Origin of the sequence: Serratia sp. JSRIV001, from assembly GCF_019968745.1 — a bacterium.
In the GTDB taxonomy this organism is placed as follows: Bacteria; Pseudomonadota; Gammaproteobacteria; order Enterobacterales; family Enterobacteriaceae; genus Chania; species Chania fonticola_B.
The window spans coordinates 1664108-1686833 of the sequence record NZ_CP074147.1 but is presented as its reverse complement, the minus strand read 5'-3'; the positions used below and the strand labels follow the sequence as shown (position 1 = coordinate 1686833).

Sequence of the window (22726 nt, the reverse complement as noted above, 5' to 3'; positions counted from 1 at the left end):
TGCCGCCGTTGTCTCGCCAGCGAGACTCGAACCTGAACGCAGGATCTCACCCGCACGACTGGTGCGATATAGTGCGCTGGAGTTTAGAGTTTAGTACTTTGGAATTTTTAAGATGGTGTGTCTGGCAGGATGACCGGCTGCCGCCGTTGTCTCGCAAGCGAGACTCGAACCTGAGCGCAGGATCTCACCCGCACGACTGGTGCGATATGACGTGCTGGAGTTTGGAGTTTAGTGCTTTGGAATTTTTGAGATGGTGGGTCTGGCAGGATGACCGGCTGCCGCCGTTGTCTCGCAAGCGAGACTCGAACCTGAGCGCAGGATCTCACCCGCACGACTGGTGCGATATGACGTGCTGGAGTTTGGAGTTTAGTGCTTTGGAATTTTTAAGATGGTGGGTCGTGCAGGATTCGAACCTGCGACCAATTGATTAAAAGTCAACTGCTCTACCAACTGAGCTAACGACCCACTGATGTGGTTTACTGCTGAACCGCGTTAGCAACGAAAGGAGCTCGACTGCAATTCTTTACCAACTCATCAAGAATTGGTGGGTCGTGCAGGATTCGAACCTGCGACCAATTGATTAAAAGTCAACTGCTCTACCAACTGAGCTAACGACCCACTGACGTGGTTTACTTCTTAATACAAGAGCAACGAGGAAGGACTCGACTGCACATAATGGTGGGCCTGGCAGGATTATCGGCTTTTGCCGTTGTCTCGCTTCGCTCGGCTCGAACCTCTAACAGTTCTTATCCTCACGATTTGACTCACAATTAAATCTTAAAAATGGTGGGTCGTGCAGGATTCGAACCTGCGACCAATTGATTAAAAGTCAACTGCTCTACCAACTGAGCTAACGACCCACTGTCGTGGTGGGTGATGACGGGCTCGAACCGCCGACCCCCTCCGTGTAAAGGAGATGCTCTACCAACTGAGCTAATCACCCACTGTCGTGGTTACTACTCCACTCTTTACCAATTCGCTATGAATTGGTGGGTCGTGCAGGATTAGCGGCCATGCCGTGGTCTCCCTACGGTCGGCTCGAACCTTTGACGGTTCTCATCCTTCACGATTCCAGCTTTACCAACTCATTAAGAATTGGTGGGTCGTGCAGGATTCGAACCTGCGACCAATTGATTAAAAGTCAACTGCTCTACCAACTGAGCTAACGACCCACTGTCGTGGTTTACTACTAATTTCCTTGCTGCTTTAACATCTTGCAAGTTGTCTTGGCAACGGCGGCATATATTACTAATTTATCTCAGCAGCGCAACCTAAATTTTGGCGCAATAGGTTCAACTGCTTGTTCTTCACGCGAATGAGCCCAGAATTCGGTCAAATCGACTAACTTCTGGGCTCGATTTTTACTTACAAACTCGCTTCGCGTTTCTTGGCCTGCTTGGCCGCATCGCTGGTCGGGTACGATTTGATCACCTGCTGGTAAACGGCTTTGGCTTTATCAGCCTGCCCTTTTTCCTGCATGATCACCCCAACTTTATACATCGCGTCCGGCGCCTTGGGTGATTTTGGGTAACTCTTAACCACCACTGCATAATAGTATGCCGCGTCCTCCTTCTTACCCTTGTTGTAGTACAACTGGCCCAGCCAATAGTTGGCATTAGGCAGGTAAGTGGATTTCGGATACTGCTTTATGAAAGCCTGAAAAGCGGAGATCGCCTGGTCATACTGCTTTTTTTCCAGCGCCAGTGAAACAGCGGCGTTGTAGTCGCTGTTTTCATCGCCCGTACTAGCCGCAGCGGCTGTCGCACCCGCAGGGGCGCTGCCAGCACCGTCAGAGGACGCCGCGGCGGCTGTACCACCTGCGGCCCCCGCTGCTGCACCAGCGGAATTCTGTGCGCCACCCTGGCTAAGGCTATCCATCTGTTGATAGATCTGTTTCTGGCGTTCAACCACCTGATTCAACTGATACTGACTTTCCTGGATCTGCCCACGGAGCGTATCGATATCGCGTTGGTTGTCAGAGAGTTGTTGCTGGAGTTGGTTTAAAAGCTGGCCCTGAGCATTACTGATACGCTCAAGTGATGTGACACGGTCTTCGACCGAGCCGGACCCGACATTACTGATTGGCGCTTGGGCAGTAGCGGCCCATGGGACCGCTACGCCAACCAGTAACGCCAGACTCAACAGGTGACGTCTGAAGTTACTGTTCATGCGATTCTCTTAGTAAACCAGAACGGCACGACGGTTTTTAGCATAGGCTGCTTCGTCGTGGCCCAGTACTGCTGGTTTTTCTTTACCGTAAGAAACGATAGAGATTTGGTCAGCAGAAACGCCTTTGCCTTGCAGGTACATTTTAACTGCGTTAGCACGACGCTCACCCAGAGCGATGTTGTATTCTGGCGTGCCGCGCTCATCCGCGTGACCTTCAACAGTCACTTTGTAGGATGGGTTGTTACGCAGGAAAGCAGCATGCGCATCCAGCATCTGAGCGAACTCAGAGCTGACGTCATATTTGTCCAGGCCGAAGTAAACAATGTTGTTACGTTGCAGTTCTTGCATCTGCAGACGTGCTTGTTCTTCAGAAGACAGGTTGCTGCTGCCGTTTTCTGTACCAGTGCCAGCGCCCATACCGGATTGATCGTTATTAGCGCTTTTGTTAGAACTACAAGCTGCTACAGCCAGAACTGGCAGTGCCAGCAGAAGCCCTTTCAGCACTTTGTTCAGTTGCATTTCTTTGATCCTTTTATAGTTTTTGCCATACATATTTTAAACATGCATCACAGATACGGCGACCAGGCAGGGAATTTGACCTGTCCATCGGTTGCCGGAAGACGCGCTTTGAAGCGCCCATCAGTCGATACCAACTGCAGCACGGAGCCCATACCTTGCGTGGAGCTATAGATCACCATGGTGCCGTTTGGTGCGATACTAGGCGTTTCATCCAGGAACGTGTCCGTTAACATTTGAACGGCTCCCGATCCAAGATCTTGTTTGGCGATATGCTGAACTCCATTGTTGGAGCTCACCATCACCAGGAATTTACCGTCGAAGCTGACATCAGAGTCCTGATTCTGGGCACCTTCCCAGGTCAGACGCTGTGGTGCGCCGCCGTTAGCGCCAACCTTATAAATCTGTGGGCGACCGCCCTGGTCAGAGGTATAAGCCAGAGATTGACCATCTGGGAACCAGCTCGGTTCAGTGTTGTTGCTACGGCCATCGGTGATCTGGCTGATTTGGCCAGAACCCAGGTTCATCACATACAGATTCAGACTGCCACTTTTGGACAGCGCGAATGCCAGGCGGCTACCGTCTGGAGAGAAGGCAGGTGCACCGTTGTGACGAGGGAACGAAGCTACCTGACGGATTGCGCCATCAGACAGGTTCTGGATCACCAGCGCTGATTTACCGCTCTCAAAGGTCACGTAGGCCAGTTTGCTGCCATCCGGCGACCAGGCCGGTGACATCAGTGGCTCTGGTGAACGATGCACTGGAACCTGGTTATAGCCGTCGTAATCCGATACGCGCAGTTCGTACGGGAATTTCCCGCCGTTGGTCTGCACCACGTAAGCGATGCGGGTACGGAATGCGCCCTTGATACCGGTCAGCTTCTCAAACACGCCATCGCTGGCGGTATGAGCCGCATAACGCAGCCACTGTTTGGTCACTTTAAACTGGTTTTGTGCCAATACGGTGCCAGGTGAACCTGAAGTATCGACCAGTTGGTAGGAAACCAGATAGCTGCCGTCGGCACCAGGCTGAACCTGGCCAACCACTACGGCATCGATGCCCAGCGCAGTCCAGGCCGCTGGCGTCACTTCAGACGCGGTGGTAGGTTGCTGCGGCATACGTGCCACATCAATCGGGTTGAATTTGCCACTGTTACGGAGATCTGCACCAACGATCTGGCCAACATCTTCCGGAGGCGTGCCTGGGCCCGCCCATTTAAATGGCACCACGCCAATCGGGCGAGCGGAGTCGACCCCTTGGGTGATTTCAATGCGAACTTCCGCATGCAGCACGGATGCCCACAGAACAATAAGACCTAACGCTACTCGAAATGCCTGCTTCATCTCATCTCCCTTATCCAGGCGGTATGCCTGCGATAATTTAGCAGAATTTTAACAAACCAACGCCAACAACACTACATATTCCCTGTTGGTTACCTTGGTACATCCATGCGTTTAACTCGGTTTAAGACAATCATTATTGAGGCTTAAATGTAAGAGGAGCATTCTTAAACGCCTCATACACCGCCTGGCTAGGTGGCTTTGGAATACGAGCCTGCTTAGCTGCCGCCAATGCGGCCTGACACAAGGCAGGATCCCCACCTTCAGCCTTAACATCAATCAACAAGCCATCCGGTGCCAATTTAATCCGTAAATCGCAGGTCCTTCCTTTGTAAAGATCGGCATCGTAAAACTTGCTCTGTATTGCGGCGGTAATCTGCCCCAGGTAACCATTAATCTCGGCACCGCTTGCCCCCGCAGTTTTGGCATTACCCTGCCCTGCCGGTTTACCGTCACCTTTAGCCTTGGCACCGCCACCTTTCGGCGCATTTTTGCCATCGGCCAAGCTACCGAATAAATCATCTACATCAGCAGACTGTTTAGCTGCTTCAGCAGCGGCCTTCTTCTTAGCGTCTGCGGCTTTCTTGGCGGCAGCAGCCTTCTCGGCAGCGGCGGCTTTTTTAGCTTCCTCTGCTGCCGCTTTCTTCTCGGCGTCAGCAGCGGCTTTCTTCTCTGCGGCTTCAGCAGCCTTCTGTTCTGCGGCAGCGGCGGCTTCTTTCTTCGCCTCTTCCGCCTGCTTTTTAGCAGCGGCGGCAGCGGCAGCTTCTTTCTTGGCTTCCGCTTCGGCTTTCTTCTGTGCGTCTGCCTGCGCCTTGGCTATTTTATCCGCCTCGGCTTTGGCTTTCGCCGCAGCTTGCTCAGCTGCCTTCTGTTGTTCTTTGGCCTTCGCCGCAGCGGCTTCTGCTGCTTTCTGCTGCTCAGCGGCCTGTTGTTGCTGCTCGGCAGCTTTCTTCTGCTGTTCGGCCTGTGCCTTGGCGTCCTGCGCGGCTTTTTCCTGCGCGGCCAAACGCTCTTGTTCCAATTCTTTCAGGCGCTGCTGTTCCGCCGCCTGCTTCTGCTGCAGCTCTTCAGCCTGCTGCTCCGCCTTCTTCTGGCGCTGCTTTTCTGCACGCTGTGCATCGCTGCTCTGTTGCTGTTGGCGATTGTACTGCTCTACCACCGCCCCTGGATCGACCATCACGGCCCCGACCACGGAACCATCACCGCCGCCGCCTGCACTACTCATTTCAGTATTTTCGTACAGCGAACCCCAAATCAACAGGGCAATCAATAGAATGTGCAGAACCACCGATACAATCACGGAGCGGTTCAGCTTATCATTTTGCTCAGTTGCCTTTACCAAAATAGAATCCCAAAAACTGCTGCTTAAACGGGGTTCCTGCGCCACAGGGCAGGAACCGGGTTGCCACTGACCTTACGGTTAGATTGGCTGGGTCATCAACCCTACGGAAGCGACACCCGCCTGATGCAGAATATTCAATGCCTTGATAATCTCATCGTACGGTACTTCCTTGGCCCCACCGATCAAAAACACCGTCTTCGGATTAGCTGCCAGACGCGACTTGGCTTCGGCCGCCACCTGCTCAGGCGGCAACAGCTCCATACGGTTGTGATCCACCACCAGGGTGTACTGACCTACGCCGGAAACTTCAAGGATCACCGGTGGATTATCGTCGCTGGACACCGTCTTGGAATCGGTGGCATCAGGCAAATCAACTTCAACGCTTTGGGTGATGATTGGCGCAGTTGCCATAAAGATCAGCAACAGCACCAACAAGACGTCCAGCAGCGGAACAATGTTGATTTCCGACTTCAGCTCACGCTTGTTACGACCACGAACTCTCGCCATGCTACCCTCCTACTTCTTATTTGCTGTCGCTGGAGAAGGCCTGACGATGCAGAATAGCGGTGAACTCTTCCATAAAGTTGTCGTAATTCTGCTCAAGCTTGTTAACGCGCTGATTTAGGCGGTTATAGGCCATAACGGCAGGGATCGCGGCAAACAGACCGATGGCCGTAGCGATCAACGCTTCGGCGATACCCGGTGCTACCATCTGCAAGGTGGCTTGTTTTACCGCACCCAAGGCGATAAAGGCGTGCATGATCCCCCACACGGTACCAAACAGGCCGATATACGGGCTGATGGAACCCACGGTGCCGAGGAAAGGAATATGGTTTTCCAGCGTTTCCAGCTCACGATTCATCGAAATACGCATCGCACGCGTTGCGCCTTCGATCACCGACTCCGGCGCATGGCTGTTGGCACGGTGTAAACGGGCAAACTCTTTGAAACCGGAATGGAAAATCTGCTCTGAGCCAGTCAGGCTATCGCGACGTGCCTGGCTTTCCTGATACAGACGGGAAAGCTCGATACCAGACCAGAATTTGTCTTCGAAGGCTTCGGCGTCGCGAGTGGCCGCATTGAGGATGCGGGTACGCTGGATGATGATCGCCCAAGAAGCCACTGAAAAGCATATCAAAATCAGCATGATAAACTTGACCAGCAGGCTCGCCTTCAAGAATAGATCTAGGATGTTCATGTCAGTCACTGCTTAAACTCCGCGACAATAGACTTAGGAAGCGCTATCGGCTTCATTTGGTGTGGATCAATGCATGCAATCAATACATCGGCCTGACTCAAGAGAGTACCGTCAGAATTAACAATGCGTTGAGCAAACGTAAGAGAAGCCCCGCGTATTGAGGTGATTTTGCTCTGCACTTCCAGCAGATCGTCAAGACGAGCTGGTGACAGATAATCCACCGTCATACGCCGGACAGCGAAAGCGACATGTTCTTCACTGAGCAGCTGCTGTTGATGAAAGTTATGTTGACGCAGCATCTCGGTGCGCGCTCTTTCATAAAAAGCGACGTAACGGGCATGGTAGACCACACCACCGGCATCGGTGTCTTCAAAGTAAACACGAACCGGCCATCGAAACAACTTATTACTCACGAGACTTCCAAACCAAGGCAATTGAACGATTGCTACTATACGCAAGACGGATCGGGTTGGGAATGGGTTACTGAATGGGAATGAAAATAATTATGGGCCTGAACGGCCCATAACCGGGGGGATGCGTAATAGATTATAAAGAAACGTAAAGTAATCCTGCGGCCAGGATCACAATTGCAGGTAATGGCGCGAAAAATGCACGCCAAAACGTGCTCTGTGATCGGAAGCCGACACCGTGAACAATGCCTGCACATACTGCCCAGATCAGCAAGATACCCTGCCAAATCTCTAATGAGCTGGTACGTGCTGCAAAGCGGCTAGGATCCCAAAAGATACATCCCGCCAAAATCACCGCCAGCACCAATGAAAGGGCCCGAACCGGGCCCTTGTCGGTGATAGCGTACAGCTTATCCACCAGTGACGAACTCATCACTTACCGTCTTGCTGCGCTTTTGAATCTTCACTGTGCTCAAGCGCCAGCGCCGTGATGATACCGAAGGCACAGGCAAGAAGCGTTCCGAGGATCCAGGCAAAATACCACATGGTTTAGCTCCTTTTGCTTAGTACAGCGAATGCTTATTTTTTTCGATGAAGTTCTTATCCAGGCGACCAAACATTTTGTAGTACGCCCAAGCGGTGTACGCCAGAACGATTGGCACGAAGATAATGGCAACAACGGTCATCACCTGCAGTGTGAACAGGCTGGAAGTCGCATCCCACATGGTCAGGCTGACGTTAGGCACGGTGCTTGATGGCATAACGAACGGGAACATGGTTACCCCAGCCGTCAGGATCACACAGGCAATCGTCAGTGATGAACTCAGGAACGCCATCGCAGCTTTGTCCAAACGGGCAAACAGGATAGTGAACAGTGGCAGAACCACGCCCAACGCTGGCAGTGCCCACAGGGATGGATACTTGTTGAAGTTGATCAACCAGGCACCCGCCTGATGAGCGACTTCTTTACGCAGTGGGTTGGATTCCGCTGCCGTATCCAGTGCTGAGGTGATCACGAAACCGTCGATACCTTTCACCAGCCAGATACCCGCCAACAGGAAGCATACGCCCATCACCAGCGCAGAAATCTGCGCTGCAGCGCGTGAGCGCAGGTGAATCTCGGCAGTGGTACGCATCTGCAGGTAGGTTGCCCCCTGAGTCACCAGCATGGTCAGGCTGACAATACCGGCCAGCAAACCAAACGGGTTCAGCAGTTGGAAGAAGTTGCCGGTATAGAACAGACGCAGATATTCATCGATATGGAACGGTACGCCCTGTAACAGGTTACCGAACGCCACGCCGAACACCACCGCAGGCACGAAGCTACCGACAAAGATGCCCCAGTCCCACATGTTACGCCAGGTGCTGTTTTCCAGCTTCGAGCGGTAGTCAAAACCGACCGGGCGGAAGAACAAGGCAGCCAGCACCAGGATCATGGCCACATAGAAACCAGAGAACGCGGCAGCATAAACCATTGGCCAGGCGGCAAACAATGCGCCACCGGCGGTGATCAACCACACCTGGTTACCGTCCCAGTGCGGGGCAATGGCGTTGATCATGACCCGGCGCTCGGTATCGGTTTTACCGATAATGCGCATCAGTATACCGACACCCATATCGAAACCATCGGTGACGGCGAAACCGATCAGCAGGATGCCAACCAGGAGCCACCAGATAAATCGCAGTACTTCGTAATCAAACATATCTTGGACTCCTGTTTAGCGCGCTTCCTGCACGGCGGCAGTCGGTTGTTCAAAGTGGTAGCGGCCAGTTTTCAGGCTGCTTGGACCCAGACGTGCAAACTTGAACATCAGGTACATTTCAGCCACCAGGAACAGGGTATACAAGCCGCATATCAGCCCCATCGAGAACAGAATGTCGCCTGCGGTCAGCGAAGAGGTGGCGACTGCGGTTGGCAGCACCTCACCTATCGCCCACGGCTGACGGCCATACTCCGCCACGAACCAGCCCGCTTCAACGGCAATCCAAGGTAATGGCAGGCCGAACAACGCAGCGCGAAGCAGCCATTTCTTCTGACCGATACGACCACGTACCACGCTCAAGAATGACAGGCCGATAATAAACAGCATCAGCACACCACAGGCCACCATGATACGGAAGGCGAAGTACAGTGGAGCAACGCGCGGGATAGAATCTTTGGTTGCCTGCTGGATCTGTGCTTCCGTTGCGTCGGTGACGTTTTCGGTATAGCGCTTGAGCAGCATGCCGTAGCCCAGATCCTGTTTGGTATCGTTGAATGCGGTGCGCACTGCTGGATCGGTATTACCGCCACGTAGCTCTTCCAGCAACTGGTAAGCTTTCATACCGTTACGGATACGCACCTGGTGCTGTGCCATCAGTTCGCGCAGGCCGATAACCGGGGTGTCGATAGAACGGGTAGCAATCAGGCCGAGCGCCCAAGGAATTTGAATCGCGAAGGAGTTCTCCATTTTCTCCTGGTTCGGGATCCCGAACAGGGTAAATGCGGCCGGAGCCGGTTGAGTTTCCCATTCCGCTTCAATGGCAGCCAGTTTGGTTTTCTGCACGTCCCCCATTTCGTAACCGGATTCATCACCCAGCACGATAACAGAAAGGATCGCAGCCATACCGAAGCTGGCAGCAATGGCGAACGAACGCTTGGCAAAAGCAACGTCACGCCCTTTCAGCAGATAGTAAGAGCTGATACCCAGCACGAACATCGCACCGGTGGTGTAGCCTGAGGCCACGGTGTGAACAAACTTCACCTGAGCGACCGGGTTCAAAACCAGCTCGGAGAAGCTGAGCATCTCCATGCGCATGGTTTCAAAGTTGAAGTCGGAGGCGATTGGGTTTTGCATCCAGCCGTTGGCGACCAGGATCCACAACGCAGACAGGTTTGAGCCGAGGGCAACAAACCAGGTGACCGTCATGTGCTGGATCTTGCTCAGGCGATCCCACCCGAAGAAGAACAGACCGACCAGCGTCGATTCCAGGAAGAACGCCATCAGACCTTCGATAGCCAGCGGGGCCCCGAAGATGTCACCGACGTAATGAGAGAAGTACGACCAGTTGGTCCCGAACTGGAACTCCATGGTCAACCCGGTGGCCACACCCAGAGCAAAGTTGATTGCAAATAACTTGCCCCAGAATTTGGTCATATCTTTATAAATTTGTTTGCCGGACAGCACATATACCGTTTCCATAATTGCCAGCAAAAACGCCATACCCAGCGTTAATGGGACAAATAGGAAGTGGTACATCGCCGTTAAAGCAAACTGTAAGCGCGACAGTTCGACAATATCAAACATCTTGACTCCTTGCTCCTCGCAGGAAGACTCCGACTTGCGGTTATCGGTATTACTCCCGAAAGAGTAGCCGGTAACGCCCCGCAGTGAATGCCCTTAAACACAACAAAATTTGATCCAGCCTCTCCGCTTTCAACCGCACGTTCAGAGCCAGACCACGAGGGACGGGAGCAAAACGCACCAATGAAAACCGACAGCGGGTAACAAATGCAACAAGATCAACCATCCGTAATTACACAATGGCATGATACTCGCCAAAGCCCATACAATAAATAGGTATTTGCGTGACACAGGTTGGACTTTTGGCTACAGGTCAAAAATCAGCCTAAATAGGTAGCCAGGCCAATATTGATCTAAAACAATTTAAGCCTATCTGCATATTATTGCTAGGCTCATTACGCAATTTGCTGTAATTTCCCAGCGCCCATGTTAAGCAATGGTTTAATTGTTTTTTATTGATATCTTTGTGTTAAATAAATGTAATTTAAAATACCCCCAATTGTATTACTTCAGCATTACCATTCGATAGATATTAACTTTTTATTTCCAATGACGATTGCAGTGAGTTAACTCACAAATCTGCTTTTTGCTAAGTAATCATAGACCATGTTGCGAGGTTGATCCCAGAACCTGCAAGCACTGAGTGGTCGGCTCGCACCTCCAGCAACAATGCCTTGCAAAACGCCCTTCTCTCTCAGTGACATACAAAAAAGGCCGCCCAAAGGCGGCCAAACATGTCGAGATATTATTATTTGCTATACGGTACTAACGATTCAGGATCGCCTTCACTGCATCACCGATATCAGCCAGGCTGCGTACGGTTTTCACCCCTGCCGCTTCCAGAGCCGCGAACTTCTCATCCGCAGTCCCTTTGCCGCCGGCAATGATGGCGCCAGCATGGCCCATACGCTTGCCTTTCGGTGCAGTAACACCGGCGATATAGCCGACTACCGGCTTGGTGACGTGCTCTTTGATATAGGCTGCCGCTTCTTCTTCCGCGCTGCCGCCAATCTCACCGATCATCACGATAGCTTCGGTCTGCGGATCTTCCTGGAACAACTTCAGAATATCGATAAAGTTGGAACCCGGGATCGGGTCACCGCCGATACCTACGCAGGTAGACTGCCCCAGACCGGCGTCAGTGGTTTGTTTTACCGCTTCATAGGTCAGAGTACCTGAACGGGAAACGATACCCACCTTGCCTGGCAGGTGAATATGGCCAGGCATGATACCGATCTTGCATTCGCCCGGGGTGATCACACCTGGGCAGTTCGGGCCGATCATGCGCACACCGGCTTCATCCAGCTTCACTTTCACGGTCAGCATATCCAGAGTTGGGATGCCTTCGGTGATGGTGATGATCAGTTTGATGCCTGCATCGATGGCTTCCAGAATGGAGTCTTTGCAGAATGGCGCTGGCACGTAGATAACAGACGCGGTAGCACCGGTCGCTTCAACAGCTTCACGCACGGTGTTGAACACTGGCAGACCCAGGTGCTCAGTACCGCCTTTGCCCGGAGTCACGCCCCCCACCATTTTGGTGCCGTAAGCGATAGCTTGTTCGGAGTGGAAGGTACCCTGGCTACCGGTGAAACCCTGGCAGATTACTTTGGTGTTTTTATCGATTAAAATGGACATTATTTACCCTCCACTGCCGCAACAACTTGCTGAGCCGCATCAGTCAGGCTGGTCGCAGCAATGATATTCAAACCGCTGTCCGCCAGTTTCTTGGCGCCCAGTTCGGCGTTGTTCCCTTCCAGGCGCACGACCACCGGGACGTTAACGCCCACTTCGGCTACCGCGCCAATGATACCGTCAGCGATCAGATCGCAACGCACGATGCCACCGAAGATGTTCACCAACACCGCTTTCACCTTGTCGTCAGACAGGATGATTTTAAAGGCTTCGGTCACGCGCTCTTTGGTTGCACCACCACCCACGTCCAGGAAGTTGGCTGGTTCGCCACCGTGCAGTTTCACGATGTCCATGGTACCCATCGCCAGACCGGCACCGTTCACCATGCAACCGATGTTACCGTCGAGGGCAACATAGTTCAGCTCCCACTGGGCCGCACGGGATTCACGCTCGTCTTCCTGAGAAGGGTCACGCATTTCACGCAGTTCAGGCTGGCGGAACAGGGCGTTGCCATCGGCACCCAGCTTACCGTCCAGGCAGATCAGATCGCCCTGCTTGGTCACTACCAGCGGGTTGATCTCAACCATCGCCAGATCGCGCTCCAGGAACAACGTTGCCAGGCCCATAAAGATTTTGGCAAACTGGCCGACTTGCTTACCGGTCAGGCCCAGTTTGAACGCCAGCTCACGCCCCTGGTAAGGCTGTGGGCCTGCCAGTGGGTCGATGGTCATTTTGTGGATCAGTTCCGGGGTCTCTTCCGCAACTTTCTCAATTTCAACGCCGCCTTCAGTAGAAGCCATAAACACTACGCGACGGCTGGCACGGTCAACTACCGCCCCCAGATACAGCTCTTTGTCGATATCGGTGGCCGCTTCTACCAGGATCTGGTGAACCGGCTGGCCCAGCGCATCGGTCTGGTAAGTCACCAGGCGTTTACCCAGCCAGGCTTCGGCAAAAGCACGGATATCTTCTTTGCTGTTAACGACTTTAACGCCACCAGCTTTACCACGGCCGCCAGCATGAACCTGACATTTTACCACCCACGGGCCGGAGCCGATTTTAGATGCGGCTTCTTCTGCTTCACGCGGAGTGGTACAGGCGTAACCGGTTGGTGCTGGCATGCCATACCGAGCAAACAGCTGTTTTGCCTGATATTCGTGTAAATTCATGATGTTCTATCCATTCAGGTCAGAAAGTTTTAGCCGGGTCACTTTCGCGGTATTCCGCATGACTTATCGGCCACATAGCACAGGGTGTGGGCGCGGCAAAAACCACGCCCTTGCAAGGATTAAACGTCCAGCAGCAGACGAGCCGGATCTTCCAGCATGTCTTTCACCGTTACCAGATAACTCACCGACTCTTTGCCATCGATCAGACGATGATCGTAAGACAGAGCCAGATACATCATCGGCTGGATCACGACCTGACCATTGACCGCCATCGGGCGATCCTTGATGGCGTGCATACCCAGGATGGCGCTCTGCGGTGGGTTGATGATCGGGGTGGACATCAATGAACCGAAGACGCCGCCGTTGGTAATGGTGAAGTTACCGCCGGTCAGTTCTTCCACGGTCAATTTGCCGTCACGGCCTTTGATCGCCAGCTCTTTGATTTTCTTCTCGATGTCCGCCATGCTCATGGAGTCAACGTCACGCAGTACCGGGGTTACCAGGCCGCGCGGGGTCGAAACCGCAATGCTGATATCGAAGTAGTTGTGGTAAACCACGTCGCTGCCGTCGATAGAGGCGTTCACTTCCGGGAAGCGTTTCAGCGCTTCGACTACCGCTTTGATGTAGAAGGACATAAAGCCCAGACGTACGCCGTGGCGTTTTTCGAAGGCTTCACCGTACTGCTTGCGCAGATCCATGATCGGCTGCATGTTGATTTCGTTGAAGGTGGTCAGCATCGCGGTGCTGTTCTTCGCTTCCAACAGGCGCTCGGCCACGCGTTTGCGCAGGCGGGTCATAGGAACACGTTTTTCGCTACGACCGCCCAAGGCTGGCTGAGGTGCCGCCGCTGGGGCTGCTGCAGCCGGTGCCGCTTTCTTGCTGGCAGCCAGGTGCGCTTCTACGTCTTCACGCGTGATACGGCCACCCACGCCGCTGCCTTTGATGGCGGCAGCATCGAGATCGTGTTCGGCAATCAGGCGGCGGATCGCCGGGCTGAGTGCGTCGTTGTTCTCTTCTTCCAGGCTGGCGGTTGCACGCTGTGCCGGAGTTGATTCAACGCTCTGAGCTTTCGCTTCGGTCGGCTTGCCAGAGCTGTCACCCTGACGGATACGCCCGAGAAGCTGACGTGAAGTCACGGTTGCGCCTTCGTCTTCCAGGATCGCTTCCAGTACGCCGGCTTCACTGGCAGGCACTTCCAATACGACTTTGTCGGTTTCAATTTCAACCAGCACTTCGTCACGCTGAACGGTGTCACCCGGTTTTTTATGCCAGGTGGCGACGGTCGCATCGGCAACGGATTCAGGGAGGTCAGGAACCAGAATATCTACGCTACTCATTAGCTTTCCTTTAAATTTTTTCTTCAATATTCAGCGCGTCATTCACCAGAGCCTGCTGCTGCTTCTGGTGTACGGACATATAACCCACCGCCGGAGAGGCAGAGGCTGGACGTCCTGCGTAACGTAAAGAGGCCCCAAACGGGATCACTTCACGGAAATTGTGTTGGCTGCAATACCAGGCACCCTGGTTCAACGGCTCTTCCTGACACCAGACGAAATCATGCACGTGGGCATACTGTTCCAATACCGCTTGAACGGCCTGATGCGGGAACGGATACAGCTGCTCGATACGTACGATGGCCACGTCTTTCTGGTCGTTCTTGCGGCGTTGCTCCAGCAGATCGTAATAAACCTTACCAGAACACAGCACCACGCGTTTTACCGCTTTGGCATCCAGCTCGTCAATTTCGCCGATGGCCGGTTGGAAGGTGCCGTTTGCCAGCTCTTCCAGGGAAGAGACTGCCAGCGGATGACGCAGCAAGGACTTCGGTGACATCACCACCAGCGGACGGCGCATACCGCGCAACGCCTGACGGCGCAGCATATGGTAAACCTGTGCCGGAGTGGACGGGATGCACACCTGCATGTTCTGTTCTGCACACAGCTGCAGGTAACGTTCCAGACGCGCAGAGGAGTGCTCTGGGCCCTGGCCTTCGTAACCATGCGGCAGCAGCATCACCAGGCCACACATACGGCCCCATTTCTGCTCACCGGAGCTGATGAACTGGTCGATCACGACCTGAGCACCGTTGGCAAAGTCACCAAACTGCGCTTCCCAGATGGTCAGGGTGCGCGGCTCTGCGGTGGCGTAGCCATATTCGAATGCCAGAACGGCTTCTTCAGACAGCACCGAGTCCCAGACTTTGAATTCGCCCTGGCCGCTGTGGATATTCGCCAGCGGGACATAGACAGAACCATTTTTCTGGTTGTGCACCACCGCATGGCGGTGGAAGAAGGTGCCACGGCCAGCATCTTCACCGGAAATACGGATTGGGATGCCTTCATCAGCCATGGTGGCGTAAGCCAGCGTTTCCGCTGCGCCCCAGTCAAACGGCTTGTTGCCTGCGGCCATCTCGGCACGATCGCCGTAGATTTTCGCCACGCGCGACTGCATTTCGATCGCTTCCGGTACGCTGCTGATGCGGCGAGCCAGTTCCTGCAGGCGCTTCATCTCAACCTTGCTTGGGTACTCTTCGTCCCACTCATGATTCAGGTATGGCGACCAGGTAAAGGAGTGCAGGTTCATCGGACGCCACTCTTCAACCACGCAGTCACCGCGATCGAGAGCATCGCGATACAGGTTGACCATTTCCGTGGCATCTTCCAGGCTGGCAACCTTCTGTTCGGTCAGTACGTCAGCGTAGATTTTGCGTGGCGTTGGGTGTTTCTTGATCTTCTGGTACATCACCGGCTGGGTAGCACTTGGCTCATCGGCCTCGTTATGCCCATGGCGACGGTAGCAGACCAGATCGATCATCACGTCACGTTTAAAGGTGTTACGGAAATCCAACGCCAGACGAGTGACAAAGGCCACCGCTTCCGGATCATCGGCATTCACGTGGAAGATAGGAGCCTGCACCATCTTGGCAATATCGGTACAGTATTGGGTAGAACGCGCATCCAACGGGTTGGAGGTAGTGAAGCCAACCTGGTTGTTGATGACGATACGCACCGTACCGCCCACTTCATAACCGCGAGCCTGCGACATGTTCAGGGTTTCCTGAACCACGCCCTGCCCGGTGATTGCTGCGTCACCATGAATGGTGATTGGCAGCACCATGTTGCTGCGCGCTTCGTCCAGACGGTCGCGGCGGGCACGTACAGACCCCATGACAACCGGGCTGACGATTTCCAGGTGCGACGGGTTAAACGCCAGCGCCAGGTGAACCATGCCGCCTTCGGTTTCCACGTCGGAAGAGAAGCCCTGGTGATATTTCACGTCACCGGTGCCCAGGTGTTCTTTATGCTTGCCGGCAAACTCGTCGAACAGGTCGGCCGGTTTTTTACCCAGCACGTTGATCAACACGTTCAGACGGCCACGGTGGGCCATGCCCAGCACCACTTCACGCGTGCCGTTTTTGCCTGCGTGACGCACCATTTCTTTCAGCATCGGCACCAGCGCATCGCCACCTTCCAGCGAGAAACGTTTGGCCCCAGGGAATTTGGCACCCAGGTAACGCTCCAGCCCTTCGGCCGCCGTCAGTTCGCTCAGGAAACGGCGTTTCTCATCGGTGGTGAAGCTGGCACGCCCCGCTACCGATTCAATGCGCTGCTGGATCCAGCGTTTCTCTTCGGTGTTGGTGATGTGCATATACTCGGCACCGATCGAACCGCAGTAGGTCTGCTTCAGCGCCGCGTACAGATCGCTCAGCTTCATGGTTTCTTTGCCGATGGCAAAAGAACCCACGTTGAAGGTTTCCTGGAAGTCGGCTTCGGTCAGGTTGTGGTACGCCGGATCGAGATCGGGAACGCGCTCCTGCTTCCACAGGTCTAACGGGTCGAGGTTGGCGTGCTGATGCCCACGGAAGCGGAAGGCGTTGATCAGCTGCAATACTTTGACCTGCTTGGCATCGGTTTCAGGATCGTTGATGGTGGTGTTATAACGAGCAGAATCTTTCGCCAGGCGGCGGAAGTAATCTCGCGTTTGGGAGTGGAGCTGATCGGGTTTGACACCCGCAGTTGGTAGTTGCTGGAAAATCGAACGCCAACTATCTTCAACGGAACTCGGATCGGTTAAAAAGTCTTCATAGAGCTGCTCTATGTAGGACTGGTTCGCGCCCGCCAGATAGGAGGAATCCAGCCAGGCCTTCATTGCGCCGTTCTGCATTTTGATCCCTTAAGCTTTAAAGCTTCAGTTTTCGCCGTGGTTAACATAATTACCGTAATGGTACGCTTAACGGTTCACTAGACGTGCTTATACAAGTGCACGTTCTGTTTTGGACCTTGCGGCCCCATACAAGGAACCTCTAAAAACCGGCGGGACAAACCTGATTGCCTTTAACCACAATCACGGGTCAGTTTTTAGAGATACCCTCTTGGGATGTGCGCCGGTAAAGCCACCGGCGCAGCATCTCGTTCTGTTTATGCGCCTCGTTGCAGCAGCATAGACTTGATATGGCCAATTGCACGGGTCGGATTCAAGCCCTTAGGACATACACTGACACAATTCATAATGCTATGGCAGCGGAAAACACTGAAAGCGTCGTTCAGATCGTCCAATCGTGCTTCAGTTTCCGTATCACGGCTGTCGATCAGGAAGCGGTACGCCGCCAACAGACCGGCCGGGCCAACAAACTTGTCAGGGTTCCACCAGAACGATGGGCAAGAGGTGGAGCAACAGGCACAGAGAATACATTCGTACAATCCATCCAGTTTTTCCCGCTGATCCGGCGTTTGCAGGTGCTCACGCGCCGGAGGATTCTTGCCATCATTAATCAAGAACGGCTTGATTTTTTCATACTGGGTATAGAACTGCCCCATATCCACCACCAGATCACGTACCACCGGTAACCCCGGTAGCGGGCGGATCACAATCTTGTTGTTGCCTTTACGCAACGACGAGACCGGGGTGATACAGGCCAGACCGTTCTTACCGTTCATATTGATGCCGTCTGAACCGCACACGCCTTCACGGCAAGAGCGGCGGAAAGATAAGGTCGGGTCCTTTTCTTTCAGCTGGATCAACGCATCCAGCAGCATCATGTCACGGCCCTCTTCCGCTTCCAGGCTGTAGTCCTGCATGTGCGGGGCGCTATCGACATCCGGATTGTAGCGATAGATAGAGAATTCAAGTTTCATCAATCGAGCTCCGCAATTAGTAAGAACGCACTTTCGGCGGGAATGCCGCGCGCAGCTTCGGTTGCATGTTCACTTCACGACGCGTCATGCTTTCCGATTGCGGCAGATACAGCGAATGGCACAGCCAGTTGGCATCATCACGCTCCGGGAAGTCGAAGCGGCTATGCGCGCCACGGCTCTCGGTACGGAAGTTAGCCGACACGGCGGTGGAATACGCGGTCTCCATCAGGTTATCCAACTCCAGGCATTCGATGCGCTGGGTGTTGAATTCGCTGGAGGTATCATCCAGGCGTGCGTTCTTCAGACGTTCACGGATCACTTTCAGCTCTTCCAACCCTTTCGCCATCGCATCACCTTCGCGGAACACCGAGAAGTTATGCTGCATACAGGATTGCAGTGCCTTACGAATTTCCACCGGATCTTCACCAGAACGGGTGTTGTTCCAACGGTTCAGACGATCCAGTGAAGCTTCGACGTCCGATTCGCTGGCTTCGCGGCTATCGCCCTGCTCTGCCAACGACTCTTGCAGGTGCATACCGGCAGAGCGACCAAATACCACCAGATCCAGCAGCGAGTTGCCGCCCAGACGGTTGGCACCGTGTACCGATACGCAGGCAATTTCACCTACCGCGAACAGGCCCGGGATCACCACGTCTTCGCCTTTCTCATTCACGGTCAGCGCCTGGCCGGTCACTTTGGTCGGAATACCGCCCATCATATAGTGGCAGGTAGGAATGACCGGGATCGGCTCTTTCACCGGATCGACGTGGGCAAAGGTACGGGACAGTTCCAGAATACCCGGCAGGCGGGACTCCAGCACTTCTTTACCCAGGTGGTCCAGTTTCAGCTTGGCATGTGGGCCCCAAGGACCGTCACAGCCGCGGCCTTCACGGATCTCAATCATGATCGAACGTGCCACTACGTCACGGCCCGCCAGATCTTTGGCATTTGGCGCATAACGTTCCATGAAACGTTCGCCATGTTTGTTCAGCAGGTAACCACCTTCACCGCGACAACCTTCGGTGACCAGTACACCAGCCCCGGCAATGCCGGTTGGGTGGAACTGCCACATTTCCATATCCTGCACCGGTACACCGGCACGCAGCGCCATACCGACACCGTCACCGGTATTGATGTGGGCGTTGGTGGTGGATTGGTAAATACGGCCTGCCCCACCGGTAGCCAGAATGGTTGCCTTGGCCTTGAAGTACACGACTTCACCGGTTTCGATACAGATAGCGGTGGTACCGACTACCGCACCATCCTGGTTTTTCACCAGATCCAGCGCATACCACTCGGAGAAGATGGTGGTGTGGTTTTTCAGGTTCTGCTGATAAAGGGTGTGCAACAACGCGTGACCGGTACGGTCCGCCGCCGCAGCGGTACGGGCCGCCTGCTCGCCACCAAAGTTCAGTGACTGGCCGCCAAACGGGCGTTGATAAATGCGGCCATCGTCCAGACGGGAGAACGGCAGGCCCATGTGTTCCAACTCCAGAATCGCTTCCGGGCCGGTTTTACACATATATTCAATGGCGTCCTGGTCACCGATATAGTCGGAACCCTTCACCGTGTCGTACATATGCCATTCCCAGTTGTCTTCGTGGTTATTGCCCAAGGCTACGGTAATGCCACCTTGTGCAGACACGGTATGGGAACGGGTCGGGAATACTTTGGAAAGCAGGGCACAGGTTGAGCCCGCCTGGGAAATCTGCAGCGCCGCGCGCATACCTGCGCCACCAGCACCGATAACAACTGCATCAAACTCTCTGATTGGCAGTTTCATTTATGCACCCCACACGACGATTGTTCCGTACAGTAAATAGACCAGCAACGTGACGACAATCGCCAGTTGCAGCACCAGACGTAACGCCAGTGGCTTGATATAGTCCGTCAGCACCTGCCACATTCCCACCCAGGCGTGAACCAGGATCGACAGCAATGTCAGCAAGGTGAATACTTTCGTAATGGAGGTGGCGAAGAAGCCGCGCCAGATTTCATAGGTGATGTCCGGAGCCGTAACGACGAAGCCCAGGATATAGAGCACATACAGGGTGATGACGATGGCGGAAGCACGCAGTAACAACCAGTCGTGTACGCCGTTACGTCCTAATGCAGAAACGTTGCTTACCATACGAGGACTCCAGCCAGAATTGACAGCACGACGGTCAGACCGAACGCCACCTGGGCAGAACGGGTACCTGCGGCTAAACTCTCTTCGATATAGCCAAAATCCATTAACAAGTGACGAATGCCACCGCAAATGTGATAGGCCAACGCGGTGAGGATCCCCCAGAAAATGAATTTCACGAAGAAGCTATTCATGATGGCGGCAGCGTGCAGGAAGCCCTCTTGAGAAGAGAGAGAGATACCCAGCAGCCAGAGGAGAATGCCCACGGCAACGAAAGTAATTACGCCAGAGACTCGGTGTAAGATGGACGCTATCGCAGTTACAGGAAACCGGATCGTTTGCAGATCCAGATTGACAGGTCTTTGTTTTTTCACGGTTTTGCCCACACAGCTCTTATTATTTTCCTTCCTCCGGGCCTGGGTGGGGATCAGACAGCGTCCAAGAGCTTTCACTCTTACACCTCACGCGCTCAAACATCGACATCCTAGTGCTTAAACGGCGCGTAGTGATAACGCTGGGTGCTCCTACTTCAGGGTAATCCGGAGACCTGGCGGCAGTATAGGAGGTTCACATTCTTATTACAATTCCCATACAATCCCTTTGGTCACATTTCCCCAGAACAGTGATTTAGATCACGATTATTACATTTAGCACGAAATTAATTATCTGATTTGACAAGAGATCAACATTTCCATTACAAATAGGGCAGCAATCAACCCTATGATGCACTAGCGGTCACCGGATACACTTCCCCCTAAGCACAAGTTATGCAACAGTGTAGCGATAGTGTATGTGGTTAACATTCCAAACAGATCGTAGGTAATGATTAAAAGAAAATAACGAATCCCGATGAATCGTTAACGGCTGCTAACCCGTCTTGTTCGCCTGGTGCAAACTCTGTCCCCTACCGGCGCAAATGCGCTGTCGCTCACAGAGTTAGCGTTCGCTCGACTTTATTGCGGGCAACCTGCGGAGATTTAAGGTATTTCAGTTGTTAGAGGTTTTTAAAATAAGGCGTTAAGGAGACTGTAAATGACTGATAAGAAAGCGACGCTAAGCATCAACAACGGCGAAGCTCCGATCGAACTGGGCGTGCTCACCCCTTCACTGGGCCCTGATGTTATTGACGTACGCGCCCTGGGCTCCAAAGGTTATTTCACATTTGATCCCGGCTTTACTTCTACCGCTTCCTGTGAATCCAAAATCACGTTCATCGACGGCGACAAAGGTATCCTGCTGCACCGCGGCTTCCCGATTGAGCAGTTGGCAAAAGAGTCCTCCTACCTGGAGGTGTGCTACATCCTGCTGTACGGCGAAACCCCGAGTGCTGAAGAGTTCGAAACCTTCAAAACCACGGTAACCCGTCACACCATGATCCACGACCAGATCACCCATCTGTTCCGTGGTTTCCGCCGTGACTCGCACCCAATGGCGGTGCTGTGCGGGGTAACAGGTGCCCTGGCTGCGTTCTATCACGATGCGCTGGACGTCAACAATGAACGTCACCGTGAGATCACCGCTTTCCGCCTGCTGTCCAAAATGCCTACCGTGGCAGCGATGTGTTACAAGTATTCCCTTGGCCAGCCGTTTGTTTACCCACGCAACGACCTGTCCTACGCCGGTAACTTCCTGCGCATGATGTTTGCTACACCTTGCGAAGAGTACGTGGTGAACCCAGTGCTGGAACGCGCCATGGATCGTATTCTGATCCTGCATGCCGACCATGAGCAGAACGCGTCCACCTCCACCGTACGTACCGCCGGTTCATCCGGTGCCAACCCGTTTGCCTGTATCGCGGCCGGTATCGCTTCCCTGTGGGGGCCAGCGCACGGCGGTGCCAACGAAGCGGCACTGAAGATGCTCGAAGAGATCAAAACCGTTGAGCACATCCCTGAGTTCATCAAACGTGCCAAAGACAAGAACGACTCGTTCCGTCTGATGGGCTTTGGCCACCGCGTGTACAAAAACTACGATCCACGCGCCACCGTGATGCGTGAAACCTGTCACGAAGTGCTGAAAGAACTGAACAAGAAAGACGACAACCTGCTGCAGGTCGCGATGGAACTGGAACACATCGCGTTGAACGACCCGTACTTCATCGAGAAGAAACTGTACCCGAACGTCGATTTCTATTCAGGTATCATCCTGAAAGCGATGGGTATTCCTTCTTCCATGTTTACGGTGATCTTCGCGATTGCCCGTACCATCGGCTGGATTGCCCACTGGAACGAAATGCATGACGAAGGCATCAAGATCGCTCGTCCACGTCAGCTGTATACCGGCTATGCCGAGCGTGAGTTCAAGTCTCAGGTTAAAAAGTAAGCTTTAGCGGGGCGTCATAGTCGCCCCAACTCGGCTAATGACCCTATCGACTTAACGCTGCCTCACTGGCAGCGTTTT

The 22726-nt window shown here is 53.7% G+C and carries 20 protein-coding genes and 5 tRNA genes; 1 reads left to right on the top strand and 24 read right to left on the bottom strand.

What is annotated here, in order from left to right; translation table 11 throughout:
• Positions 1 to 389: 389 nt before the first annotated feature.
• From KGP17_RS07660 to sdhC, 24 genes are all read right to left on the bottom strand, one after another.
• Positions 390 to 465: transfer RNA gene (locus KGP17_RS07660), tRNA-Lys, on the bottom strand.
• 77 nt (positions 466 to 542) lie between these two features.
• Positions 543 to 618: transfer RNA gene (locus KGP17_RS07655), tRNA-Lys, on the bottom strand.
• A gap of 166 nt (positions 619 to 784) precedes the next feature.
• Positions 785 to 860, bottom strand: a tRNA-Lys gene (locus tag KGP17_RS07650).
• 7 nt (positions 861 to 867) lie between these two features.
• A tRNA-Val gene (locus KGP17_RS07645) sits at positions 868 to 943 on the bottom strand.
• A 153-nt stretch (positions 944 to 1096) separates the two neighbouring features.
• A tRNA-Lys gene (locus KGP17_RS07640) sits at positions 1097 to 1172 on the bottom strand.
• A gap of 193 nt (positions 1173 to 1365) precedes the next feature.
• Positions 1366 to 2169 carry a cell division protein CpoB gene (cpoB, locus tag KGP17_RS07635; RefSeq protein ID WP_021805256.1) on the bottom strand — a complete coding sequence of 268 codons (804 nt, stop codon included), beginning with the start codon at positions 2167 to 2169 and terminating at the stop codon, positions 1366 to 1368.
• Between the two features lie 9 nt (positions 2170 to 2178).
• A complete protein-coding gene (gene pal / locus KGP17_RS07630; protein WP_021805257.1) occupies positions 2179 to 2688 on the bottom strand; it encodes a peptidoglycan-associated lipoprotein Pal in 510 nt (169 codons plus the stop codon).
• A gap of 47 nt (positions 2689 to 2735) precedes the next feature.
• On the bottom strand, positions 2736 to 4028 hold the full coding sequence (gene tolB / locus KGP17_RS07625; RefSeq protein ID WP_021805258.1) for a Tol-Pal system beta propeller repeat protein TolB: 1293 nt from the start codon (positions 4026 to 4028) through the stop codon (positions 2736 to 2738).
• A 133-nt stretch (positions 4029 to 4161) separates the two neighbouring features.
• Positions 4162 to 5367 (bottom strand): cell envelope integrity protein TolA, encoded by a 1206-nt coding sequence (gene tolA / locus KGP17_RS07620; protein WP_024483138.1) that lies wholly within the window; start codon positions 5365 to 5367, stop codon positions 4162 to 4164.
• 78 nt (positions 5368 to 5445) lie between these two features.
• The gene (tolR, locus tag KGP17_RS07615; RefSeq protein WP_021805261.1) at positions 5446 to 5874 is read right to left on the bottom strand and encodes a colicin uptake protein TolR; all 429 of its coding nucleotides are present in this window, start codon (positions 5872 to 5874) and stop codon (positions 5446 to 5448) included.
• Between the two features lie 16 nt (positions 5875 to 5890).
• Positions 5891 to 6574 carry a Tol-Pal system protein TolQ gene (gene tolQ, locus KGP17_RS07610; protein ID WP_024483139.1) on the bottom strand — a complete coding sequence of 228 codons (684 nt, stop codon included), beginning with the start codon at positions 6572 to 6574 and terminating at the stop codon, positions 5891 to 5893.
• Positions 6571 to 6978, bottom strand: a complete 408-nt coding sequence (gene ybgC, locus KGP17_RS07605) for a tol-pal system-associated acyl-CoA thioesterase (protein WP_021805263.1) — start codon at positions 6976 to 6978, stop codon at positions 6571 to 6573. The genes tolQ and ybgC overlap by 4 nt, the downstream gene beginning before the upstream one ends.
• Before the next feature lie 133 nt (positions 6979 to 7111).
• Positions 7112 to 7408 (bottom strand): cyd operon protein YbgE, encoded by a 297-nt coding sequence (gene ybgE / locus KGP17_RS07600; protein ID WP_021805264.1) that lies wholly within the window; start codon positions 7406 to 7408, stop codon positions 7112 to 7114.
• Positions 7408 to 7521, bottom strand: coding sequence for a cytochrome bd-I oxidase subunit CydX (gene cydX, locus KGP17_RS07595; RefSeq protein ID WP_021805265.1), 114 nt, complete (start codon positions 7519 to 7521; stop codon positions 7408 to 7410). Before cydX ends, ybgE begins: the two co-directional genes overlap by 1 nt.
• 17 nt (positions 7522 to 7538) lie before the next feature.
• Entirely contained in the window at positions 7539 to 8678 is a 1140-nt protein-coding gene (cydB, locus tag KGP17_RS07590) for a cytochrome d ubiquinol oxidase subunit II (protein WP_021805266.1), read from the bottom strand.
• 15 nt (positions 8679 to 8693) lie between these two features.
• A complete protein-coding gene (gene cydA / locus KGP17_RS07585) occupies positions 8694 to 10262 on the bottom strand; it encodes a cytochrome ubiquinol oxidase subunit I (RefSeq protein ID WP_021805267.1) in 1569 nt (522 codons plus the stop codon).
• Positions 10263 to 11024: 762 nt separating this feature from the next.
• A complete protein-coding gene (gene sucD, locus KGP17_RS07580; RefSeq protein ID WP_021805268.1) occupies positions 11025 to 11897 on the bottom strand; it encodes a succinate--CoA ligase subunit alpha in 873 nt (290 codons plus the stop codon).
• Positions 11897 to 13063 carry an ADP-forming succinate--CoA ligase subunit beta gene (sucC, locus tag KGP17_RS07575; protein WP_218519684.1) on the bottom strand — a complete coding sequence of 389 codons (1167 nt, stop codon included), beginning with the start codon at positions 13061 to 13063 and terminating at the stop codon, positions 11897 to 11899. Before sucC ends, sucD begins: the two co-directional genes overlap by 1 nt.
• A gap of 119 nt (positions 13064 to 13182) precedes the next feature.
• Positions 13183 to 14400, bottom strand: coding sequence for a 2-oxoglutarate dehydrogenase complex dihydrolipoyllysine-residue succinyltransferase (gene odhB / locus KGP17_RS07570; protein WP_021805269.1), 1218 nt, complete (start codon positions 14398 to 14400; stop codon positions 13183 to 13185).
• Between the two features lie 10 nt (positions 14401 to 14410).
• Entirely contained in the window at positions 14411 to 17227 is a 2817-nt protein-coding gene (gene sucA / locus KGP17_RS07565) for a 2-oxoglutarate dehydrogenase E1 component (protein ID WP_021805270.1), read from the bottom strand.
• A 254-nt stretch (positions 17228 to 17481) separates the two neighbouring features.
• Entirely contained in the window at positions 17482 to 18198 is a 717-nt protein-coding gene (locus KGP17_RS07560) for a succinate dehydrogenase iron-sulfur subunit (RefSeq protein ID WP_021805271.1), read from the bottom strand.
• A gap of 16 nt (positions 18199 to 18214) precedes the next feature.
• Positions 18215 to 19981, bottom strand: coding sequence for a succinate dehydrogenase flavoprotein subunit (gene sdhA / locus KGP17_RS07555; RefSeq protein ID WP_021805272.1), 1767 nt, complete (start codon positions 19979 to 19981; stop codon positions 18215 to 18217).
• Positions 19982 to 20329, bottom strand: a complete 348-nt coding sequence (gene sdhD, locus KGP17_RS07550; protein ID WP_021805273.1) for a succinate dehydrogenase membrane anchor subunit — start codon at positions 20327 to 20329, stop codon at positions 19982 to 19984. It lies immediately after the preceding gene.
• Positions 20323 to 20712: a succinate dehydrogenase cytochrome b556 subunit gene (sdhC, locus tag KGP17_RS07545; protein ID WP_024483149.1), complete on the bottom strand. Its 390-nt coding sequence runs from the start codon at positions 20710 to 20712 to the stop codon at positions 20323 to 20325. Before sdhC ends, sdhD begins: the two co-directional genes overlap by 7 nt.
• A gap of 646 nt (positions 20713 to 21358) precedes the next feature.
• Between sdhC and KGP17_RS07540 the strand changes: the two genes are divergently transcribed.
• Positions 21359 to 22648, top strand: a complete 1290-nt coding sequence (locus KGP17_RS07540) for a citrate synthase (protein WP_021805275.1) — start codon at positions 21359 to 21361, stop codon at positions 22646 to 22648.
• Positions 22649 to 22726: the final 78 nt, after the last annotated feature.

Excerpts from the sequence above, each read along its gene's own strand:
- sucD (WP_021805268.1), bottom strand. The coding sequence starts at position 11,897 with ATGTCCATTTTAATCGATAAAAACACCAAAGTAATCTGCCAGGGTTTC.
- sdhD (WP_021805273.1), bottom strand. The coding sequence starts at position 20,329 with ATGGTAAGCAACGTTTCTGCATTAGGACGTAACGGCGTACACGACTGG.
- KGP17_RS07540 (WP_021805275.1), top strand. The coding sequence starts at position 21,359 with ATGACTGATAAGAAAGCGACGCTAAGCATCAACAACGGCGAAGCTCCG.
- sdhA (WP_021805272.1), bottom strand. The coding sequence starts at position 19,981 with ATGAAACTGCCAATCAGAGAGTTTGATGCAGTTGTTATCGGTGCTGGT.
- odhB (WP_021805269.1), bottom strand. The coding sequence starts at position 14,400 with ATGAGTAGCGTAGATATTCTGGTTCCTGACCTCCCTGAATCCGTTGCC.
- KGP17_RS07560 (WP_021805271.1), bottom strand. The coding sequence starts at position 18,198 with ATGAAACTTGAATTCTCTATCTATCGCTACAATCCGGATGTCGATAGC.
- cydX (WP_021805265.1), bottom strand. The coding sequence starts at position 7,521 with ATGTGGTATTTTGCCTGGATCCTCGGAACGCTTCTTGCCTGTGCCTTC.
- sucA (WP_021805270.1), bottom strand. The coding sequence starts at position 17,227 with ATGCAGAACGGCGCAATGAAGGCCTGGCTGGATTCCTCCTATCTGGCG.
- tolR (WP_021805261.1), bottom strand. The coding sequence starts at position 5,874 with ATGGCGAGAGTTCGTGGTCGTAACAAGCGTGAGCTGAAGTCGGAAATC.
- cydB (WP_021805266.1), bottom strand. The coding sequence starts at position 8,678 with ATGTTTGATTACGAAGTACTGCGATTTATCTGGTGGCTCCTGGTTGGC.
- ybgE (WP_021805264.1), bottom strand. The coding sequence starts at position 7,408 with ATGAGTTCGTCACTGGTGGATAAGCTGTACGCTATCACCGACAAGGGC.
- tolB (WP_021805258.1), bottom strand. The coding sequence starts at position 4,028 with ATGAAGCAGGCATTTCGAGTAGCGTTAGGTCTTATTGTTCTGTGGGCA.
- cydA (WP_021805267.1), bottom strand. The coding sequence starts at position 10,262 with ATGTTTGATATTGTCGAACTGTCGCGCTTACAGTTTGCTTTAACGGCG.
- pal (WP_021805257.1), bottom strand. The coding sequence starts at position 2,688 with ATGCAACTGAACAAAGTGCTGAAAGGGCTTCTGCTGGCACTGCCAGTT.
- cpoB (WP_021805256.1), bottom strand. The coding sequence starts at position 2,169 with ATGAACAGTAACTTCAGACGTCACCTGTTGAGTCTGGCGTTACTGGTT.
- sucC (WP_218519684.1), bottom strand. The coding sequence starts at position 13,063 with ATGAATTTACACGAATATCAGGCAAAACAGCTGTTTGCTCGGTATGGC.